An 18,741-nucleotide genomic window follows, 5' to 3' on the forward strand; every position below is an offset into this window, starting at 1 on the left:
TTCGGCCGCCTCAAGGATTGGCGGCGCGTCGCCACCCGCTACGATCGCTGCCCCACAGCCTTCTTTTCCGCCGTCGCCCTCGCTGCGACAGTCATCTTCTGGCTCTGATCAACGAGTCCTGACCCTAGCGGCTTTGCCAGGTCGTTTGCTAGCTAATGCCTGTCGGTCGCGCTGCCCAGTGGCGCTTACCTGCTGAGATCGGCCGACGAAGCGCTCCGATCAGCAGGCTATGATCGCCCTAGCTAACACGCGGCGAATGCAAGACCCGCGCCGTGCCGCTAAATTGCGAGAATCACTGAGTTTGCTAGAAGATTCTGACCTGGCAGCCAGATCGGCAGCCGGACCGCTGTCCTCGAACGATCGACTCGATGCTACCCGCATGAGTTGTACCCTGCCGCGATCTGTGCGATCTGACGCGCATGATCCCAGACGCTTGTCACGCGATCGCTACGGGTTGACCGTCGCCAAGGTGCTGATCCGCGCGAGGATGTCTCAGCATATCGCCTAAGCTGTATTAGGTAGTGGACTTAATCATTGCGAAACAAAAGTTTTCTTGGGCGTGTGCTCAATCTGCCTCGGTCGATGAAGCGCGGGATCGCGGCTACGGTTGACATCGGCATCGCTGTGATTGCGGTAGTGCTGGCCTTTTATCTGCGGCTCGGCGACTGGATCATTTTGGAGCGAGGGCCGCTGATCGCGTCAGTGGTCTCAGTGTTCCTATTGATACCTATCTTGGCTTGGTGCGGCATGTACCGGGTTATCTTTCGCTATAACGGGCTGTGGTCGCTCGGGGCGGCCACCCGTGCGATGTTGATTTACGGCATCCTGTACGCGTCGATATTTCTTACCCTCGGCATCCCCGGCGTGCCGCGTACCATTGGCGTGATCCAGCCTGTACTCGTGTTCGTTCTCGTCATCTTTTCGCGCGCCACCGTGCACCAGCTGTTGATGATGATGAATGGAGCCACTGGTTTTCAGTCGTTCGGCTCCCGCGTGATGATCTACGGCGCGGGATCGGCGGGGCGGCAGCTGGCGTCCGCGATCCAGCAGACCCGCAACATGAAGGTCGTGGGTTTCCTAGACGACGATGCGAGCATCGTTGGCCACATGATGAACGGGCTCCCGATCTTCAGCGGCGCCGCGGTCAACGAGCTGATCACCGGCAAGCAGATCGACGAGATCATGCTGGCGGTGCCCTCGGCCACGCGCCTGCGCCGCAGTCAGATCCTTGACCGGATCCGCGATTCGGGCGTCAAGGTCCGCACGCTTCCGGCGATCGACGACATTGCACGCGGCCGGATCTCGGTCGGCGACCTTCGCGAGCTGGATGTCGAGGACCTGCTGGGCCGGGCCGCGCGGACCGGTGACACCGACCTCCTGGCGCGGAACGTGGCGGGCCGCACCGTGATGGTGACGGGCGCCGGCGGATCGATCGGCAGCGAGCTGGTGCGGCAGATCTGGGCGCTCCAGCCGCAGCTCCTGCTGCTCGTCGACAACAGCGAATATGCGCTCTACCGGATCACGCAGGAGCTGTCGTCCCGCGAGGGTGCGAGCGCCCCGGTGCCACTGCTCGCGTCGGTCTGCGATGCCGAGCGGATGCGCGCGATCATCGCCGCCTGGCGTCCCGACACGATCTTCCACGCCGCGGCGTACAAGCACGTGCCGCTCGTCGAGCACAACGTCGTCGAAGGCGTCCGCAACAACGTCATCGGCACCTGGGTCTGCGCGCGCCTGGCCGCCGAATTCGACGTGTCGCACTTCACCCTCGTCAGCACCGACAAGGCGGTTCGACCGACCAACGTGATGGGGGCGACGAAGCGGCTGGCCGAAATGGTCCTCCAGGCATCGAACGCCGTCGGCGGGGCGACCCGCTTCTCGATGGTGAGGTTCGGCAACGTGCTGGAATCGAGCGGATCGGTGGTGCCGCTGTTCCGTTCGCAGATCGCCGCCGGGGGGCCGGTGACCATCACCCACCCCGACATTACCCGCTATTTCATGACCATTCCCGAGGCCGCCCAGCTCGTGCTGCAGGCGGGCGCGATGGCACGCGGCGGCGAAGTGTTCCTTCTGGACATGGGCGAGCCGGTTCGGATCATCGATCTCGCCCGCAACATGATCACGCTGTCCGGCCTGCACGTGCGCGACAGCGAACATCCGGAGGGCGACATCGAGATTCAGGTCATCGGCCTGCGCCCGGGCGAGAAGCTCTACGAGGAGCTTCTCATCGCCGCGGACGCCGAGACCACGGACCATCCGCGGATCATGAAGGCGAACGAGGCCTATCTCGACTGGCAGGCGCTGGGCCCGCAGCTCGACCGACTGTTGGCGGCGATCGAGCGCCTCGACGCCGCGGCGGCGCGCGACGTGCTGCGGTCGCTGGTGGTCGACTTTCAGCCGATGTCCGATCTGGTCGACCATGTCGCGATCGCCGCGCGCGACGTCGCTCCCTTCCCGTCGCGGCCCGTCGTCAGCATCGCAGGGCGCTGAACCGTGACCCGCAGTGCCGCCGCATCTCGTCGTCCGACGGTCGATGGGCTGATCCTGTTCGTCTTCCTGGTAGCGGTGGCGCTGCTGGGGGGCAGCTCGCGCGCCGACACCCTCTCGCTGGTGATCTTGCGTCCCTTGGCGGCGCTGTTCCTGGCGGTGGGCGTCGTCCGGTCCTTCCGGCGGTGGAAGGACTATCGCATGCCCATCGCCTTCCTGCTGGCGGGCGTCCTCGTCGTGGCGGCGCAGCTCGTTCCGCTGCCGCCGTCGATCTGGACCTCGCTTCCCGGGCGCGAGCCCCTGGTCGAGGTGATGCGAGTCCTGAACGTCCCCGACGTTTGGCGCCCGTTGTCGATGCAGCCGGCGCGCACCTCGAACGCCTTGTTCTCGCTGCTCGTGCCGGCGGCCACCCTGTTCCTGTGCATCGCCGCGGGACCCCGCGGCACCCGCCAGGCCGCTTATGTCCTGCTGGCGCTCGGGGGCCTCGGTGCGCTGCTCGGCGTGCTACAGGTGATCGGCCCGGACTCCAGCCCGCTCTACCTCTACCGCAACACGGGCGAGGGCTTCGCCAACGGCCTGTTCGCGAACCGCAACCATCATGCCGCGTTCATCGCGTGCCTGCTCCCGCTGATCGCGATCGTCGCGGCCGAAAGCGGCAAGGACCAGCACCGCGGTCAGGCCGTGCAATGGATGCTGTCGGCGTTCGCGCTGTTCCTGATCGCCCTCCTGCTGATGACGGGCTCGCGCGCTGGCCTGCTGCTGGGGATGATCGGCATGGGGGGCGGGATGTGGGTCTTCTCGCTCGGACGCGCGCCACGCGGGTCCCGACCTTCCGGACGCTTCGCAGCGGTGCGCCGCTGGGCGCCCGCGCTCCTGGCGGTCGGCGCGCTGACGCTGCTGATCGTGCTCAGTGTCGTGGCCGCGCGCGCACCGTCGATTGCCCGGCTGTTCGGCGACGGGATGGAGGGGGGACGACGTCTGGTCGTCTATCCCACGGTGTTGCGGATGGTGCCGATCTACTTTCCCTTCGGCTCGGGATTCGGCACCTTCGCGGAGGTCTTCCAGATCAACGAACCCGACGCGATCCTCGGTCCCACGTACCTCAACCAGGCCCATAACGACTGGCTGCAGATCGTGATCGAGGGCGGACTTGCGGCCGCGGTGGCGGCGCTCGCCGCTTTGGCGGCCCTGGTCCGCCTGTCGATGCGCATGCTGTCCCGGCCGGTCACGGGGCGCACCGCGCCGCTGCTCGGGCGGGCGGGGCTGATCGTGCTCGTCGTGATCGCGCTGGCGAGCGTGGTCGACTATCCTGCGCGCGCTCCGTCGATCGCCGCGCTCGTGGTGGTCGCGCTGATGTGGATGCTGGATGCCGTCGGCGAGCGGGAGCGTGAGGGCTGGCAGTCCGACGTCAATCCGCCTAGAAGCCGCCAACCCGTCTTAGGATAAGTGATGAACAAGCGTTTCCTGCTGGCCTCGAGCCTGCTTGCGCTGTCCGCATGCGCCGGCAAGCCGGCACCGCTGGGCGGCAGTCCCGACATCGCGGTCGTCGCCGGCGACTCGATGCCGCCGCCGACCCGGACCGATATCGTCGCCGACAATCGGCCCTATTTGATCGGGCCGTTCGACAAGCTCACCATCGACGTCTTCGGCATCGAGGAGATGAAGCTTCTCAAGGTCCAGACCGATGCCAGCGGGCGGATCTCCTTCCCGTTGATCGGATCGGTGGAGGCGGCGGGCAAGACGCCCGCGGAAGTGTCGACCCTCATCGCCGACAAGCTGCGTGGCCGCTACATTCGCGACCCCCAGGTGACCGTCAACCTCGACGACACGGTGAGCCAGGTCGTGTCCGTCGGCGGAGAGGTGCGCGAGCCGGGGCTCTATCCGGTCATCGGACGCATGACGCTGATGCGCGCCGTGTCGACCGCGAAGGGGACGAGCGAATTCGCCAAGCTGAACGACGTCGTCGTCTTTCGCACGGTCGGCGGGCGCAAGATGGCGGCCCTCTACAATCTGAAGGCGATCCAGCGCGGCGCTTACGCCGATCCGGAGATCTTCGCGAACGACGTCATCGTCGTCGGCGATTCGCCGGGGCGTCGTCTCTTCCGCGACATTCTCCAGGCCACGCCGCTGCTGACGGCGCCGCTGATCGCCTATCTCAACAACAACTGATCGCCTCGTGCGTCCTCGCCACAGAGACAACCGCTCATGCTGACCGCCAATTCTCAACCCGGCGCGCTCGTTGTGGCGCCGGTGCCCGGCGGCATGGCCGCCGGCACGCCGCCGATCATCCTGCAATATTGGCAGCTGGTCCGCCGCTGGCGGTGGGTGATCCTCGCGATCGTGGCGTCCGCGCTCGTCGTGGGGCTCATCGCGACCTTGATGATGACGCCGCGCTACACCGCATCGGTGCGGGTCGAGATCAGCCGCGAGCAGAAGAACATCACCAACGTCCAAGGCGTGGAGTCGGAGCAGGTCGGCCGCGACCTCGAATTCTATTCGACGCAATACGCGCTGCTCGAAGCGCGCTCGCTGGCGGAGCGGGTGGCGCGCGCGCTCAACCTGAAGAGCGACGGCGCCTTCTTCGAGGCGCATGGGGTGGATCCCCAGCGCGGTTCGCTGTTCGGTGAGCAGGCGCGCAGCGGCGTCGAGGAGCTGAAGCGGCGCGAGGCGCTGTCCGTCGAATTGCTGCTCGACCACATCGAGATTTCTCCCGTCCGCGGCTCGAGCCTGGTCGACGTGCGCTATACCAGCAATTCCCCCGCGATGTCGGCAAGGATCGCGAACGCCTGGAGCAAGGAGTTCGTGGCGGCCAGCGTGGACCGGCGCTTCGCGTCGACCGCCGATGCGCGCGAGTTGCTCGAACGACGCCTGACGGATCTGCGCGGGCGGCTCGAGCAGTCGGAGCGCGATCTCGTCCGCTACGCCGGTGACAAGCGGATCGTCTCGCTGTCGACGACCGTGACGCCGGAGGGCAAGAGCCGCACCGACCGCACGCTAATCTCGGAAAACCTCGAAGCGCTCAACGCGGCGCTGGCGCGTGCCACCGCGGAGCGCGTGGCGGCGGAGAGCCTGTCCCGCTCCGGCTCGACCTCGGCGCAGGCGATCTCGAGCCCCACGCTCGCGGCGCTGCGCGAACGGCGGGCCGGCCTCGCCGCCGACTACGCCCGCCTGATGGTACAGTTCGAGCCGGGCTATCCCCAGGCGAAGGCCGTTTCGGACCAGATCGCGGCGCTCGACCGCAGCATCGCGCGTGAGGAAAGCCGGATCTCGGGTGGGATCGGCAACGACATCGAGGCGGCGCGCTCGCGCGAGCAGGCGCTGCGCACTCGCGTCGATCAGCTGACCTCGCAGCTCGCGCAGCAGAATACCGACAGCATCCAGCTCAACATCTACCAGCGCGAGGTCGATACGAACCGGCAGCTCTACGAAGCGCTGCTGCAGCGCTACAAGGAGATCGGCGTCGCCGGGGTCGGCGCGAGCAACATCGCCATCATCGATCCCGCGAAGCTGCCCGAGAAGCCTTCCGCACCCAACCTGAAGGTCAATCTGGCGCTCGCGCTGCTGGCCGGGCTGGTGCTCGCCGGTCTCACGGTGGTGGCGCTGAACCAGATCGACGAGGGCTTCCGCGATCCCAACCAGATCCCGGCCCAGCTGAAGGTGCCCCTGCTGGGGACCATCCCGCTCACCGACAAGGATACGCTCGACGAACTGCGCGATACCAAGTCGCCGATCTTCGAGGCCTATCTGGCGATCCGGTCGAGCCTGGCGTTCTCCACCGATCATGGCTTCCCGCGCACGCTGGCGGTCACGAGCACGCGTCCCGCGGAGGGCAAGTCGACGAGCTGTTTCGCGCTCGCCACCGTGCTCGGCCGCACCGGCAAGCGCGTGGTGTTGATCGACGCCGACATGCGGTCGCCGTCGGTCCACACGATGGTGGGGCTGTCGAACGAAAAGGGGCTCAGCAACTACCTCGCCGGCGACGACGACTGGGCGCACCTCGTCAGCGAGAGCGAATTCAAGAACATGATGGTCCTCCCGGCCGGGCCGACCCCGCCGAGCGCCGGCGAGTTGCTGACCAGTGACCGGTTGCACGCTCTGCTCGATCAGCTGATGCAGGAATTCGATCACGTCCTGATCGACAGTCCGCCGATCCTCGGCTTGGCGGACGCGCCGCTGCTGACCCGGGCGGTCGAGGGATGCGTGCTCGTCGTCGAATCGAACGGGGTGGCCGTCCGAGGCGTCCAGACGGCGCTTCGCCGTCTCAACGATGTGCACGCCCATGTGGTGGGAGCGATCTTCACCAAGCTCGATACCCGCCAAACGGGCTACGGCTACGGCTACGGCTACGGCTACGGCTACGGCCAGGGTCGCGCGGATCGGGACGACTGATGCGAGCCTCCGCGCGGCAGCGCGTCAGCGAGGCTGCGCCGGGAGTACCCCGGCTCGTCCTCGGCATGGCCGGCGCGGCGGGCCTCGTGCTTGCCGCCCTCTCGGGAGCGGACGCGTTCGTGGGCGTGACTCGCGCCCGCGCTCCCACGGCGGCGCTCCGCGTCCACCCCAACGACGCGCTCGCCCGCGCGAATGCCGCGGATCAGGCCTTCCTCGCCGCCCCCGCCGACGAACGGGTGCGCGCGGCCAGCGAGCAAGCGGCGAGGGCGTCGCTCCGGGGCTCGCTGCTCAATCCCGTCGCGGTGCGGCTCGCCGCGCTCGGTCTGGAGAGAGGCGGTAGCGACGCGAAGCTGTTGGGCGCGCTCGATGCGGGGCAGCGCCTGACGCGGCATGACGCCGCGACCCAGCTTCTTCTGATCGAAGCCAATGTCGCGCAGGGGAACGTGTCGGGAGCGCTGACGGGGTACGACCATGTCCTGCGGCGCAAGCCGGAGATGGGCGAGACGCTGTTCCCCATCCTGGCGACCGCGGCGCGCGACCGGAGCGTTCTGCCCGACCTGCGTCGGCTGCTGGGCGTGGGTGCCCCTTGGGTCGGCTATTTCATCGACTGGGCGATCAGCAACGATCGCGACCTCGGCACCTTGCTGCCGGCGATCACCGCGGCGCCGACGACGGCCACCGGGCTGAGCGAGGGACGACGACAGAACCTCGTCAAGCAACTCGCGGCGCTGCGGGATTATCCTGCGGCGGCGGCGGCCTATCGCCGCTTCGACCAAGCGCCGGATCAGGGCGGACGCGCCGACTTCGCCCGCCCGAGCCGCTTCGCGCCCTTCGACTGGGAAGTCCAGAACGGGCCCGGCATCGATGGCGCCATCGATGCGAAGGCCGGTCTGTTCCACTTCACCTTGCTCGGAGACGGCAGCGGGCTTCTGCTCCGGCGGCTGATCGCGGTCCGCCCGGGGCCACACCGGCTCGACCTGGCCGGCACCATGGTCGGCCCAGCCGCGGCGCTCGTCGCCGGGCGCGTGACCTGCGCCCAGACGGGGGCGCAGCTCGGAACGCTCGGCCTCCGTCCCAACTCGCCCGCCGGCGTGGCGCGCATCGTCGACGTCCCTCGAGGATGCGCCTTCGTCTGGCTCGCGCTGGAAGGAAAGACCACGCCCGAGGACGCCGTCGAGGGACGGCTGTCCCGCTTTCGCCTGACGCCCGCGACGGGCGGTGCACGATCAACCGACTCCTCCGATCAGGACCCGCGATGACAGTTTCTCCGAACCAGAAGATGATCCTCGTGACGGGGGGGGCGGGTTTCGTCGGTTCCCATCTGTGCGAGCGATTGCTGGAGGCAGGCAACAACGTCCTTTGCGTCGATTCCTACCGCACGGGATCGCGCGCCAACATCTTCCACCTTCTCGGCCGGCCCGATTTCGAGATGGTCCGCCACGACGTGATCAATCCGCTGCACGTCGAGGTGCAGGAAATCTACAATCTCGCCTGCCCGGCATCGCCGCAGCATTACCAGTACGACCCAATCCAGACGACCAAGACCAGCTTCATGGGTGCCATGAACATGCTCGGGCTGGCGAAGCGGACCGGAGCGAAGATCCTCCAGGCTTCGACCAGCGAGATCTACGGCGACCCGTCGATCCACCCGCAGACCGAGGATTATTGGGGCAACGTCAACCCGATCGGGACCCGCAGCTGCTACGATGAGGGAAAGCGCGTCGCGGAGACCCTGTTCTTCGATTACCACCGCAAGCACGCCATCCCGATCAAGGTCGCGCGGATCTTCAACACCTATGGTCCGCGCATGCACCCGAACGACGGACGGGTCGTCAGCAACTTCATCGTCCAGGCGCTGAAGGGCGAGGACATCACGATCTACGGCGACGGCTCCCAGACCCGCAGCTTCTGCTACGTGAGTGATCTCGTGGACGGGCTCGTGCGCCTCATGGCGAGCCCGCCGGAAACCACCGGGCCGATCAACCTCGGCAATCCCGGCGAGTTCTCGATGCTCGAACTGGCCGAGCGCGTGCTGTCGCTCGTCGGATCGGCGAGCCGCATCGTCTACCGCCCGCTCCCCGCCGACGATCCCCGCCAGCGCCAACCCGATATCTCGATCGCCAAGCGTGACCTCGGATGGGCGCCGACCGTCGCGCTCGAGGACGGCCTGCGCGAGACCATCGCCTACTTCCGCGACCTGCTGGAACGATGAGCGACGTCCTCGCCATCATTCCTGCGCGTGGCGGGTCGAAGGGAGTCCCGGGAAAGAACCTTCGTCCCATCCATGGCCTGCCGCTGATCGCCTGGAGCATCCGTCAGGCGCGCGATGCAGGGCTGGAGCGGGTCGTGGTGTCGACCGACGATGCCGACATCGCCGCGGTCGCACGCGATCACGGTGCCGACGTTCCGTTCCTGCGACCGGCCGAACTCGCGAGCGATACCGCCGCGACGGAGCCCGTGATGGCGCATGCGGTGCGCTGGTACGAGGAGCAGGGGGAGCGGTTCGACGCGGTTCTCCTGCTGCAGCCGACCTCTCCGCTGCGTCTGCCGGACACCATCCCCGCCGCGCTGGCGCAGTTCGCGGCCGGCGGTGCCGACTCGTTGCTGGGCGTGAACGAGAACCACCATTTCTTCTGGAAGAACCCGTCCGTGCCCGAGGCGCTGTACGATTTCCGCAACCGTCCGCGGCGACAGGATATTCGTCCCGAGGATCGGTCCTTCCGCGAGAACGGTTCGCTCTACCTGACCAGGACCGACGCGTTCGCGGCAAGCGGCAATCGTCTGTGCGGACGTATCGACATGTTCGTCATGCGCGAGGAGGAGGGTCTGGAGATCGACAGCCTCGTCGACTTCGCCATGGTCGAAGCCGTGATGAAAGCGATCGAATTCCGATGATCATCGACAAGAATACCGCGCCCTTCATCGTCTTCTCCGAAGACAGCCTGGCAAAGGCGCTGACGAAGATCAGCGACAATCGGTCGCGCGTCGTCTTCTGCGTGTCGGCCTCCGGCGCCGTCGAGGGCGTGCTGACCGATGGCGACGTGCGCCGCTGGATCACGGCGAACCCCCGCTTCGACACCAACGTGGCCGCGCTGACGGTGGCGAACACCGACTTCGTGTCCTTTCCGCAGGATACGTCGATCGATCAGCTCGAGCAGGCGCTCGACGAACGCATCACGATCATCCCGCTGGTCGACCGCCATCGCCACCTGGTCGCGATCGCGCGGCGTGGCGAGCCGAAGACGCAGATCGGGGATTTCGTCATTTCGGACGACACCCCGGCATTCGTCATCGCCGAGATCGGCAACAACCACAACGGCAGCATCGAACTCGCCAAGCGCCTGGTCGACCTCGCCGCGGAAGCGGGGGCGGACTGCGCGAAGTTCCAGATGCGCAGCCTGTCGTCGCTCTACCGCAATGCCGGCGATGCGAATGATACGAGCGCGGATCTCGGCGCCCAATACACTCTCGACCTGTTGTCGCGCTTTCAGCTCACCAACGAGGAGATGATCGAAGTCTTCGACCACTGCAAGACGCGCGGCATCATGCCGCTGTGCACGCCGTGGGACGAAGAGAGCCTCGCCGTCCTCGTCGACTACGGCATGCCTGGGTTCAAGCTCGCCTCGGCCGATCTCACCAACCACGACTTCCTGGCGGCCATGGCACGCACGGGGCGGACGCTGATCTGCTCGACCGGCATGTCGTCGGAGGCGGAAATCGTCGCAGCGGTGAAGATTCTCAAGGACCATGCCGCTCCGTACGTGCTGCTGCACGTCAACTCGACCTATCCGGCGCCGTTCAAGGACATCAACCTGCGCTACATGGATCGGCTGCGCACGATCGGCGACTGCATGGTCGGCTATTCCGGCCACGAGCGCGGGATCGCCGTCGCGGTGGCCGCGGTCGCGCGCGGCGCGCGAGTGATCGAGAAGCATTTCACCGTCGACCGCGGTATGGAAGGGAACGACCATCGTGTCAGCCTGCTGCCGGACGAGTTCCGACAGATGGTCGGTGCGATCCGCGAGGTCGAGGAATCGCTCGGGTCGGGCGACGTGCGTCGCATCACGCAGGGCGAGATGATGAACCGCGAGATCCTGGCCAAGAGCCTGGTCGCGGCCCGTCCGATCGCGAAGGGCGAGACGATTGCCGCGGACATGGTCTCGACGCGCAGTCCTGGGCAGGGGCTGCAGCCGTATCGCAAGGCGGAACTGGTCGGTCGCGCAGCGTTGCGGGACTTCGCGGAGGGCGATTTCTTCTATCCCACCGACATCGAGGTCTCGCACTACGAGGCGCGTCCGTTCACGTTCAGGCGCCCGTTCGGCGTGCCGGTGCGATACCACGACGTCGAGAAGATGGCGGCCGCCACGAACCTCGATCTGCTCGAGTTCCATCTCAGCTACAAGGACATGGACGAGGACGTCGAGGCGCATCTGGGCGGCAGGAACTTCGACCTCGATCTGGTGGTGCACAGCCCCGAGCTGTTCGCGCATGACCACATCATGGACTTGTGCTCTCCAGACCCGGCCTACCGCGCGCATTCGATCGCCGAGCTGCAGCGGGTCGTGGAGGTGACGCGGCGGCTGGCCTCGCACTTCGACCGGGCGAAGCGCCCGTGCATCATCATCAATGCCGGCGGCTTCTCCATGGATGGGCCGATCCCCGTCGGCGAGCGGCAAGCGCTCTACGATCTGGTCGCCAAATCGCTGGCGCAGGTCGACGCGGAGGGAGTCGAGATCATCCCGCAGACGATGCCGCCGTTCCCGTGGCATTTCGGGGGCCAGCGCTACCATAACCTGTTCATGGCGAGCGATGAGCTCGTCGCCTTCCATCGTGCCCACGGCTATCGCTACTGCCTCGACGTGTCGCACTCGCAGCTCGCGTGCACGCACGCCGGAGAGTCGTTCAAGGAGTTCCTCGAGGCCGTCGGTCCGTTGACGGCGCACCTGCACATCGTCGATGCCGAGGGGGTGGACGGCGAGGGACTGCAGATCGGCGAAGGGAACATGGATTTCGCCCTGGTCGCCGATGCGCTCGATCGGACCGCGCCTACCGCGTCCTTCATTCCGGAAATCTGGCAGGGGCATAAGAACGACGGCGCCGGCTTCTGGGAGGCGCTGACGAAGCTGGAGCGTTGGTTCTGATGCCGGTCCCTCCGCTTCGGGCACTGGTGATCGGAACGGGATCGATCGGACGGCGGCACATCGACAATCTGCGCGATATCGATCCGGCGACGCACTTCGTGCTGCTGCGCGACGGCGCCCGCGAGGACGATTACAGTCGCGGACTGGGAGCGGACGTGGTCGGCACCATCGCCGATGCGCTTGCCGCCACGCCGACGCTCGCGGTGCTTGCCAACCCCTCCGACCGGCATGCGGAGGTCCTGGTGCCCCTGCTCGAGGCGGGGGTCGCGACCTTCGTGGAAAAGCCGATCGTCATCGCCGCCGACGACGTCCGCCGGCTCGAGACCCTGTCGGGCGCCGCGCCGACGCAGGTGGGATGCGTCCTCCGCTTTCTTCCGTCGCTGCGTCGGGCGAAGTCGTGGATCGACGCGGGGCGGTTGGGCCGCGTGGTGCGCGCCGGCTTCGAGGTGGGACAGTACCTCCCCGATTGGCGGCCGGCGCAGGATTATCGCCGCAGCTACAGTGCCGATCGTCAGCGCGGCGGGGGGGTCGTCCTCGACCTCGTCCATGAGATCGATCTCGCCTGCTGGTTGCTCGGCGACGAACTTGCGCTGGTCGGCGCCTGCGGCGGGACGCTGTCACACCTCGAGATCACGAGCGAGGACGTCGCCGCGCTCCTCCTGCAGACGCTCGAGGGCGCCCCGGCCACGATCCAACTCGATTACGTCTCGCGAATGCCGGTACGACGGCTGTCGATCGTCGGCGACCTCGGGACCGTCACGTGGGACCTCCGCCGTCGTGAACTGATCCTCGCGACCGATGCGGGGATCGAGGAAAGGATCGAAGATGGGTTCGACGTGGGGCCGGCATATGTCGAGGCCATGCGCGAGCTGGTCGAGGCGGTGACGACCGGCGCGCCGACGTCGCTGCCATTGGAGGCCGGGCTTGCCGCGACCCGGCTCGCCATCGCCGCGAACGCCCACCTTCGCGACGGAGCCACGGCATGACGACGATCGCCACGATCTGCGCGCGCGGCGGCTCCACCGGGCTCCCGGGCAAGAATATCCGGCCGCTACGCGGCAAGCCGCTGATCGCGCACACGATCGAGCTCGCGCTTTCCATGAACGACATCGATCGCGTGGTCGTCTCCACCGACAGCGAGGAGATCGCGGCCGTGGCACGGGAGTGGGGCGCGGAAGTTCCCTTCCGTCGTCCCGACCATATGGCCACGGCGCAGGCCGCCAAGCTTCCGGTCATCGCCCATCTGATCGACGCACTGGAAGCGGAGGGGGCCGAGATCGACCGCATCGTCGATCTCGACCCTACGTCGCCGTTGCGGACGCGCGACGACGTCGCGACGTGCATGGCCATGCTCGATGCGCAAACCGACTGCGTCATCACCGCGTACCCGGCCGAGAAGAATCCCTATTTCAACATGGTCGAGATCGAGGACGGGCGCGCGGTGCTGTCGAAGCGAGCCGCGGGCGGCGTCGTCGCGCGGCAGCAGGCACCGGCGGTCTACGCCATGAACGCGTCGATCTACGTATGGCACCGCCATACGCTCACCCTCGGGCTGTGGGAGGGAAGGACCAGGCTGCACGTCATGCCGCGGGAACGCTCGATCGACGTCGACAGCCTGATCGACTTTCGGCTCGTCGAAATGCTGATGGAGATGCGCGATGGCGGCTGACCCCTTCGACCTCACGGGCCGCGCGATCGTGCTGTGCGGCGGTGCCGGGATCCTGGGGCGCGAGATGACCGCGGCGCTCACCGCGCGTGGCGGGCGCGTCGCCGTGGTCGATCGGGCGGGCTCGACCCCGCCGGTCGGAGGAGTGCTCTACGAGAGCGACATCACCCGCCGCCCGGTCCTCGCGGAGACCCTGTCGGCCATCGTCCGGGACATGGGGCCGATCGACGTGCTGGTGAACAATGCCGCGGCGAAGAGCGCCAACTTCTTCGCGCCGTTCGAGGAGTTCCCGGAAGAGGATTGGGACGAGGTGATGGCGGTCAACGTGAAGGGCGTGGTCAACGCCTGCCAGATCGTCGGCCCCGCGATGGCGAGCCGGGGCAAGGGGAGCATCGTCAACACCTTATCGATCTACGGGATCGTCGCTCCGGACCAGCGCATCTACGAAGGCTCGCTGTACGAGGGGAGGGCGATCAACACGCCCGCCGTCTACAGCGCGTCAAAGGCGGCACTGTGGGGGCTGACGAAGTATCTCGCCTCCTATTGGGGGGCGAGCAACGTCCGCGTGAACGCGGTGACCCCCGGCGGTACCTTCAGCGGCCAGAACGACACCTTCGTCGACCGGTACAGCGCGCGCGTGCCGCTGGGAAGGATGGCGCAGCCGCAGGAGATGGGGGGGGCGGTGGTCTACCTCGCGTCGGACGCGTCCAGCTACGTAACCGGACAGAACATCGTTGTGGACGGAGGATTGACCGCGTGGTGAAGTGTTTTGTCATCGCCGAGGCGGGGGTCAATCACAACGGCTCCCTCGACATGGCGCTCGACCTCGTCGACGCGGCCGCTCGCGCGGGCGCGGATGCGGTCAAGTTCCAGACCTTCCGCGCGGATCGCGTCGTCGCGCGCGGCACCGGCACCGCCGAATACCAGAAGGCGACGACCGGCGAACAGGATCAGCACGAGTTGATCCGGAAGCTGGAGCTGAGCGAGGCGGATCACGTGGCGATCGCCGCGCGCTGCGCGCAGCGCGGGATCGAGTTCATGTCGACCCCGTTCGACCGTTGGGCCCTCTCGCTGCTGATGCGGATCGGGATGGTGCGGATCAAGATTCCGTCGGGCGAAGTCACCAACCGGCTGTTCCTCGAGGAGATCGCGCGGCAGCGGCGTCCGATGATCCTGTCGACCGGCATGGCCGATCTCGACGAGGTTACCCGGGCGATCGAATGGATCCGGGCGATCCGGGCCGCCGACGGACGCGAGACCGGTCCGGAGGACCTGACGGTGCTGCATTGCACCTCCAACTACCCCGCCGCGGCGGAAGACGTGAATCTCGCCGCGATGGACACGATCGCGGCGGCAACCGGGCTGCCGGTGGGCTATTCGGACCATAGCGAAGGGACCGTCGTTGCCATCGCCGCCGCGGCCCGCGGCGCGCGCGCGATCGAAAAGCATTTCACCCTCGATCGATCGTTGCCCGGCCCGGATCACCGCGCGTCGCTCACCTGCGACGAACTGACCGCCATGATCGCCGGCATCCGCACCGTGGAGAAGGCGATCGGTGACGGTCGCAAGGTGCCGACGGAGACGGAGGCGCCGGTCCGTGCGCTGGTGCGGCGCAGCCTTTTCGCCGCGCGCGACCTCCAGGCCGGGGATCGGATCGAGGCCGACGACCTCGACACGCTCCGGCCGGGAACCGGGCTGGGGGCCGAACACGCCGGCGAGGTGGTCGGGCGCGTGGCGAGGGCCCCGATCCGCGCGGGCGCGATGCTGTCGTGGGACCACCTGATGTGAGGCGGGTCGCCTATGTGACCGGGACGCGGGCCGACTTCGGATTGATGCAGCGGACCCTCGCGGAGATCGATCGGCACCCTGACCTTTCGCTCGAGCTGTTGGTCACGGGGATGCACCTCTCGGATCGGTATGGCGAGACGCGTCGGGACATCCTCGCGAGCGGGCTTCCGATCGCCGCGGAGATGCCGGTAAACGTCGACGACGACGGAGAGATGGCGAGCGCGGCCGGCGCGTTCGCGCAGCAGGTGGCCGAATGGCTCACGGCGCAGCGTCCCGACGTGCTTCTTCTTCTCGGCGACCGGTGGGAGATGCTGGCCGCGGCATTGGCGGCGACGCTTCTGAACATCCCGATCGCCCATGCGTGTGGCGGCGAACGGTCAGGCACCGTGGACGATGCGATGCGTCACGCGATCTCGCGGCTGGCGCATCTGCATCTCGCCGCGACGGAAGAGGCGGCGCAGCGGCTGCGGCGTTCCGGCGAGGAGACATCCCGCGTCCATGTCGTCGGTTCCCCCGGACTTGTGGGGATCACCGAGGACGCGGCGATCTCCCGAAGCGCATTGTGCGATCGGTTCGCGCTCGATGCGACCCGCCCGCTCGCGGTGGTGCTGTTCCATCCGGTGGTGCAGGACGCGGCGCTCGCCGGGGAGCAGGCCGCTCGCCTCATGGAGGCGATCGCCGCGTGCGATCTGCAGGCGATCTGCCTTCTCCCAAACGCCGACGCCGGCAACGAGGCGATCCGAAGCGCCATGTTGCGAGCCGCGCGAGATCGCCCGGCACTGGCCACAGCGGCTCATGTCGAGCGCACCACCTACCTGTCGCTTCTCGCGTCCGCCGACGTGCTGGTGGGCAATTCCAGCAGCGGCATCATCGAGGCGGCGAGCTTCGGCTTGCCGGTGGTGAATATTGGGGATCGGCAGAGCGGGCGCGAACGAAACCCCAACGTCCGCGACGTCGAGATCGGGACCGGCGCGATCGTCGCGGCGATCCGGGCGCAGCTGGCGGCGGGGCGCTACCCGATCGTCAACCTCTACGGCGATGGGCGCACCGACGCGCGCATTGCGGATTTGCTGGCGAAGACGCCCGTCGACGCCGCGCTCCTGAAGAAGGCGATGACGTTCTGATGCCCGCCGACCTCGTCATCATCGGCGCCGGCGGGCTGGCACGGGAGATGATCTGGCTCGCGCGCGACTGCCCGCAAGACTGGACGATCCGTGCCGTTCTCGACGACGATCCGACGCTCACCGGCGCGATCGTCGACGGAGTGCCGGTCCTGGGGACTACCGCAGACGCAGCCGATCACGTCGATGCGTTCTTCCACATCGCCATCGGGGCACCGCGTGTCCGGCGCGCGGTCGAGCGGAGGCTCGGTGGCGTGCGGCAATGGGCGACGATGCGCCATCCATCCGCCGTCGTGGCGGGGGACGCGTCGATCGGCGAAGGCAGCCTGATCGGAGTCGGCGCGATCGTGAGCAGCGCGGCTCGTATCGGCCGCCATGTCGTGGTCAACATGGGCGCCATCGTCGCCCATGATGCCGACCTTCGCGACTTCGCCACGCTGGCGCCGGGCGTCGTCATTCCTGGCGCGGTCGTGGTCGGCGCGGGCGCCGAGATCGCTCTCGGCGCGTCGATGCGACAGGGCACCAGGATCGGCGACGGCGCTTTGGTGGGAATGAATGCGACCGTCACACGCGACGTCGCGGCCGGGGCGGTCGTGGTCGGAAGTCCAGCGACCGAGATACGACGCCTGTCGCCTTTTGAGTAGGATTTGGGACGCGGCGTCGCTATTGCCCGGCCATGCCCGTTCCGCCCGCCGTTCACGATCTGACCGTGCGTCAGAACGACACCTTTCGCGATGCACTTTCGAAGCTTCAGAGTAGCGCCCGGGGTATTCTTCTCCTGGTCGACGACGACGGGCGGCTGCTCCGCACCGTCACCGACGGAGATGTGAGGCGGCATCTTCTCGCGGGGGCGGTTCTGTCTGACCCGCTGGCACGGACGGAGCCGGCGACGCCGGTGGTGGCGCGCGAGCCGTGCCTTCCGGCGCAGGCGCTGGCGATGATGGACTGGCACCAGGTCGATCATCTCCCGGTGCTCGACTCCGACGGCCGCGTGGTCGAACTCCTGCTGCGCAAGGAACTGGCCAAGCCGATCCTGCTATCGACTCCCCATATCGGGGATGCCGAGCTCGAATTTGTCGCGGAGGCGTTCCGGACCAACTGGATCGCGCCACTGGGTCCGAACGTCGACGCCTTCGAGCGCGAACTGGCGACAACGGTCGGCGTCTCGCATGCGGCGGCGGTCTCGTCGGGGACGGCGGCAATCCACCTCGCGTTGCGCCTTCTGGACGTCGGGCCGGGCGACGAGGTGTTCTGCTCGACGCTCACCTTCGTCGCGAGCGCCAATCCGATCCTCTACCAGGGCGGGACGCCCGTCTTCATCGATTCCGAGGCGCAGAGCTGGAACATGTCGCCGGCAGCGCTGGAGCGGGCGTTGGCGGACAGACGTGCCCGGGGACGTCTCCCCAAGGCGGTCGTGGTCGTGAACCTTTACGGCCAGAGCGCCGACATGGACCCGATCGTGGCCCTGTGCGACGCCTATGGTGTCGCGCTGGTCGAGGATGCGGCGGAGTCGCTCGGAGCCTCCTACCGCGGACGGCCGAGCGGCAGTTTCGGGCGAATCGGCATATTTTCCTTTAACGGAAACAAGATCATCACGACCTCCGGTGGCGGCATGCTGGTTTCGGACGATGAGGAACTGGTCCGCCGCGCGCGCCATCTGTCGACCCAGGCGCGCGAGCCCGCGGCGCATTACGAGCACACCGAGGTGGGGTACAATTATCGGATGAGCAATGTGCTCGCCGGGATCGGGCGCGGACAGCTCCGGGTGCTGGACGATCGCGTCGCGGCCCGTCGTGCCATCTTCGAACGCTATCGCGAGCGGCTGGCGGACGTCGATCGGCTCGAATGGATGCCCGAGCCGGCCTGGAGCTTCTCCAACCGCTGGCTCACGGCGGCGACCGTGCGCGATGCGGACGCCCGAGCGGTCATCGCCGCGCTGTCGGACCGTCAGATCGAAGCGCGCCCGGTATGGAAGCCGATGCACCTGCAGCCCTTGTTCCAGCATGCCGACATCTTCGGCGACGGCGGGAACCTGGATGTCGCCGCGGACCTCTTCGCGCGCGGCATCTGTCTGCCGTCGGGATCGAACATGACGATGGACGACGTCGATCGCGTCGCCGATGCGCTCTCAGCGGCACTCGCGGCCTAGCTC

15 protein-coding genes and 1 pseudogene are annotated in these 18,741 nt (G+C 67.4%); all 16 read left to right on the plus strand.

Annotation, left to right across the window (positions count from 1 at the left end; translation table 11 throughout):
* A pseudogene (locus HBH26_RS02695) lies at positions 1-108 on the plus strand (IS5 family transposase); the annotation flags it as partial.
* A 474-nt stretch (positions 109-582) separates the two neighbouring features.
* Complete coding sequence (locus tag HBH26_RS02700) at positions 583-2,487, plus strand: polysaccharide biosynthesis protein (RefSeq protein WP_168133082.1); 1,905 nt, start codon at positions 583-585, stop codon at positions 2,485-2,487.
* Between the two features lie 75 nt (positions 2,488-2,562).
* The gene (locus HBH26_RS02705; RefSeq protein WP_168133083.1) at positions 2,563-3,930 is read left to right on the plus strand and encodes an O-antigen ligase family protein; all 1,368 of its coding nucleotides are present in this window, start codon (positions 2,563-2,565) and stop codon (positions 3,928-3,930) included.
* A 3-nt stretch (positions 3,931-3,933) separates the two neighbouring features.
* On the plus strand, positions 3,934-4,653 hold the full coding sequence (locus tag HBH26_RS02710; RefSeq protein ID WP_168133084.1) for a polysaccharide biosynthesis/export family protein: 720 nt from the start codon (positions 3,934-3,936) through the stop codon (positions 4,651-4,653).
* 93 nt (positions 4,654-4,746) lie between these two features.
* Positions 4,747-6,873 (plus strand): GumC family protein, encoded by a 2,127-nt coding sequence (locus HBH26_RS02715; RefSeq protein ID WP_168133469.1) that lies wholly within the window; start codon positions 4,747-4,749, stop codon positions 6,871-6,873.
* Between the two features lie 65 nt (positions 6,874-6,938).
* Positions 6,939-8,132 (plus strand): hypothetical protein, encoded by a 1,194-nt coding sequence (locus HBH26_RS02720; RefSeq protein ID WP_168133085.1) that lies wholly within the window; start codon positions 6,939-6,941, stop codon positions 8,130-8,132.
* Entirely contained in the window at positions 8,129-9,085 is a 957-nt protein-coding gene (locus HBH26_RS02725; RefSeq protein ID WP_168133086.1) for a UDP-glucuronic acid decarboxylase family protein, read from the plus strand. The genes HBH26_RS02720 and HBH26_RS02725 overlap by 4 nt, the downstream gene beginning before the upstream one ends.
* Positions 9,082-9,768: an acylneuraminate cytidylyltransferase family protein gene (locus HBH26_RS02730; protein ID WP_168133087.1), complete on the plus strand. Its 687-nt coding sequence runs from the start codon at positions 9,082-9,084 to the stop codon at positions 9,766-9,768. Before HBH26_RS02725 ends, HBH26_RS02730 begins: the two co-directional genes overlap by 4 nt.
* A complete protein-coding gene (locus HBH26_RS02735) occupies positions 9,765-12,014 on the plus strand; it encodes an N-acetylneuraminate synthase family protein (protein WP_168133088.1) in 2,250 nt (749 codons plus the stop codon). Before HBH26_RS02730 ends, HBH26_RS02735 begins: the two co-directional genes overlap by 4 nt.
* The gene (locus HBH26_RS02740; RefSeq protein WP_168133089.1) at positions 12,014-13,000 is read left to right on the plus strand and encodes a Gfo/Idh/MocA family protein; all 987 of its coding nucleotides are present in this window, start codon (positions 12,014-12,016) and stop codon (positions 12,998-13,000) included. The genes HBH26_RS02735 and HBH26_RS02740 overlap by 1 nt, the downstream gene beginning before the upstream one ends.
* Positions 12,997-13,683, plus strand: coding sequence for an acylneuraminate cytidylyltransferase family protein (locus HBH26_RS02745; protein ID WP_168133090.1), 687 nt, complete (start codon positions 12,997-12,999; stop codon positions 13,681-13,683). The genes HBH26_RS02740 and HBH26_RS02745 overlap by 4 nt, the downstream gene beginning before the upstream one ends.
* Positions 13,673-14,443 (plus strand): SDR family oxidoreductase, encoded by a 771-nt coding sequence (locus HBH26_RS02750; RefSeq protein ID WP_168133091.1) that lies wholly within the window; start codon positions 13,673-13,675, stop codon positions 14,441-14,443. Before HBH26_RS02745 ends, HBH26_RS02750 begins: the two co-directional genes overlap by 11 nt.
* The gene (gene neuB, locus HBH26_RS02755) at positions 14,437-15,468 is read left to right on the plus strand and encodes an N-acetylneuraminate synthase (protein ID WP_209308300.1); all 1,032 of its coding nucleotides are present in this window, start codon (positions 14,437-14,439) and stop codon (positions 15,466-15,468) included. Before HBH26_RS02750 ends, neuB begins: the two co-directional genes overlap by 7 nt.
* Positions 15,465-16,592 carry a UDP-N-acetylglucosamine 2-epimerase gene (gene neuC, locus HBH26_RS02760; RefSeq protein WP_168133092.1) on the plus strand — a complete coding sequence of 376 codons (1,128 nt, stop codon included), beginning with the start codon at positions 15,465-15,467 and terminating at the stop codon, positions 16,590-16,592. The genes neuB and neuC overlap by 4 nt, the downstream gene beginning before the upstream one ends.
* Positions 16,592-17,233 (plus strand): acetyltransferase, encoded by a 642-nt coding sequence (locus HBH26_RS02765; protein WP_168133093.1) that lies wholly within the window; start codon positions 16,592-16,594, stop codon positions 17,231-17,233. Before neuC ends, HBH26_RS02765 begins: the two co-directional genes overlap by 1 nt.
* Before the next feature lie 32 nt (positions 17,234-17,265).
* Positions 17,266-18,738, plus strand: a complete 1,473-nt coding sequence (locus HBH26_RS02770; RefSeq protein WP_168133094.1) for an aminotransferase class I/II-fold pyridoxal phosphate-dependent enzyme — start codon at positions 17,266-17,268, stop codon at positions 18,736-18,738.
* Positions 18,739-18,741: the final 3 nt, after the last annotated feature.

It is taken from the genome of Sphingomonas corticis (genome assembly GCF_012035195.1).
In the GTDB taxonomy this organism is placed as follows: domain Bacteria; phylum Pseudomonadota; class Alphaproteobacteria; order Sphingomonadales; family Sphingomonadaceae; genus Sphingomonas; species Sphingomonas corticis.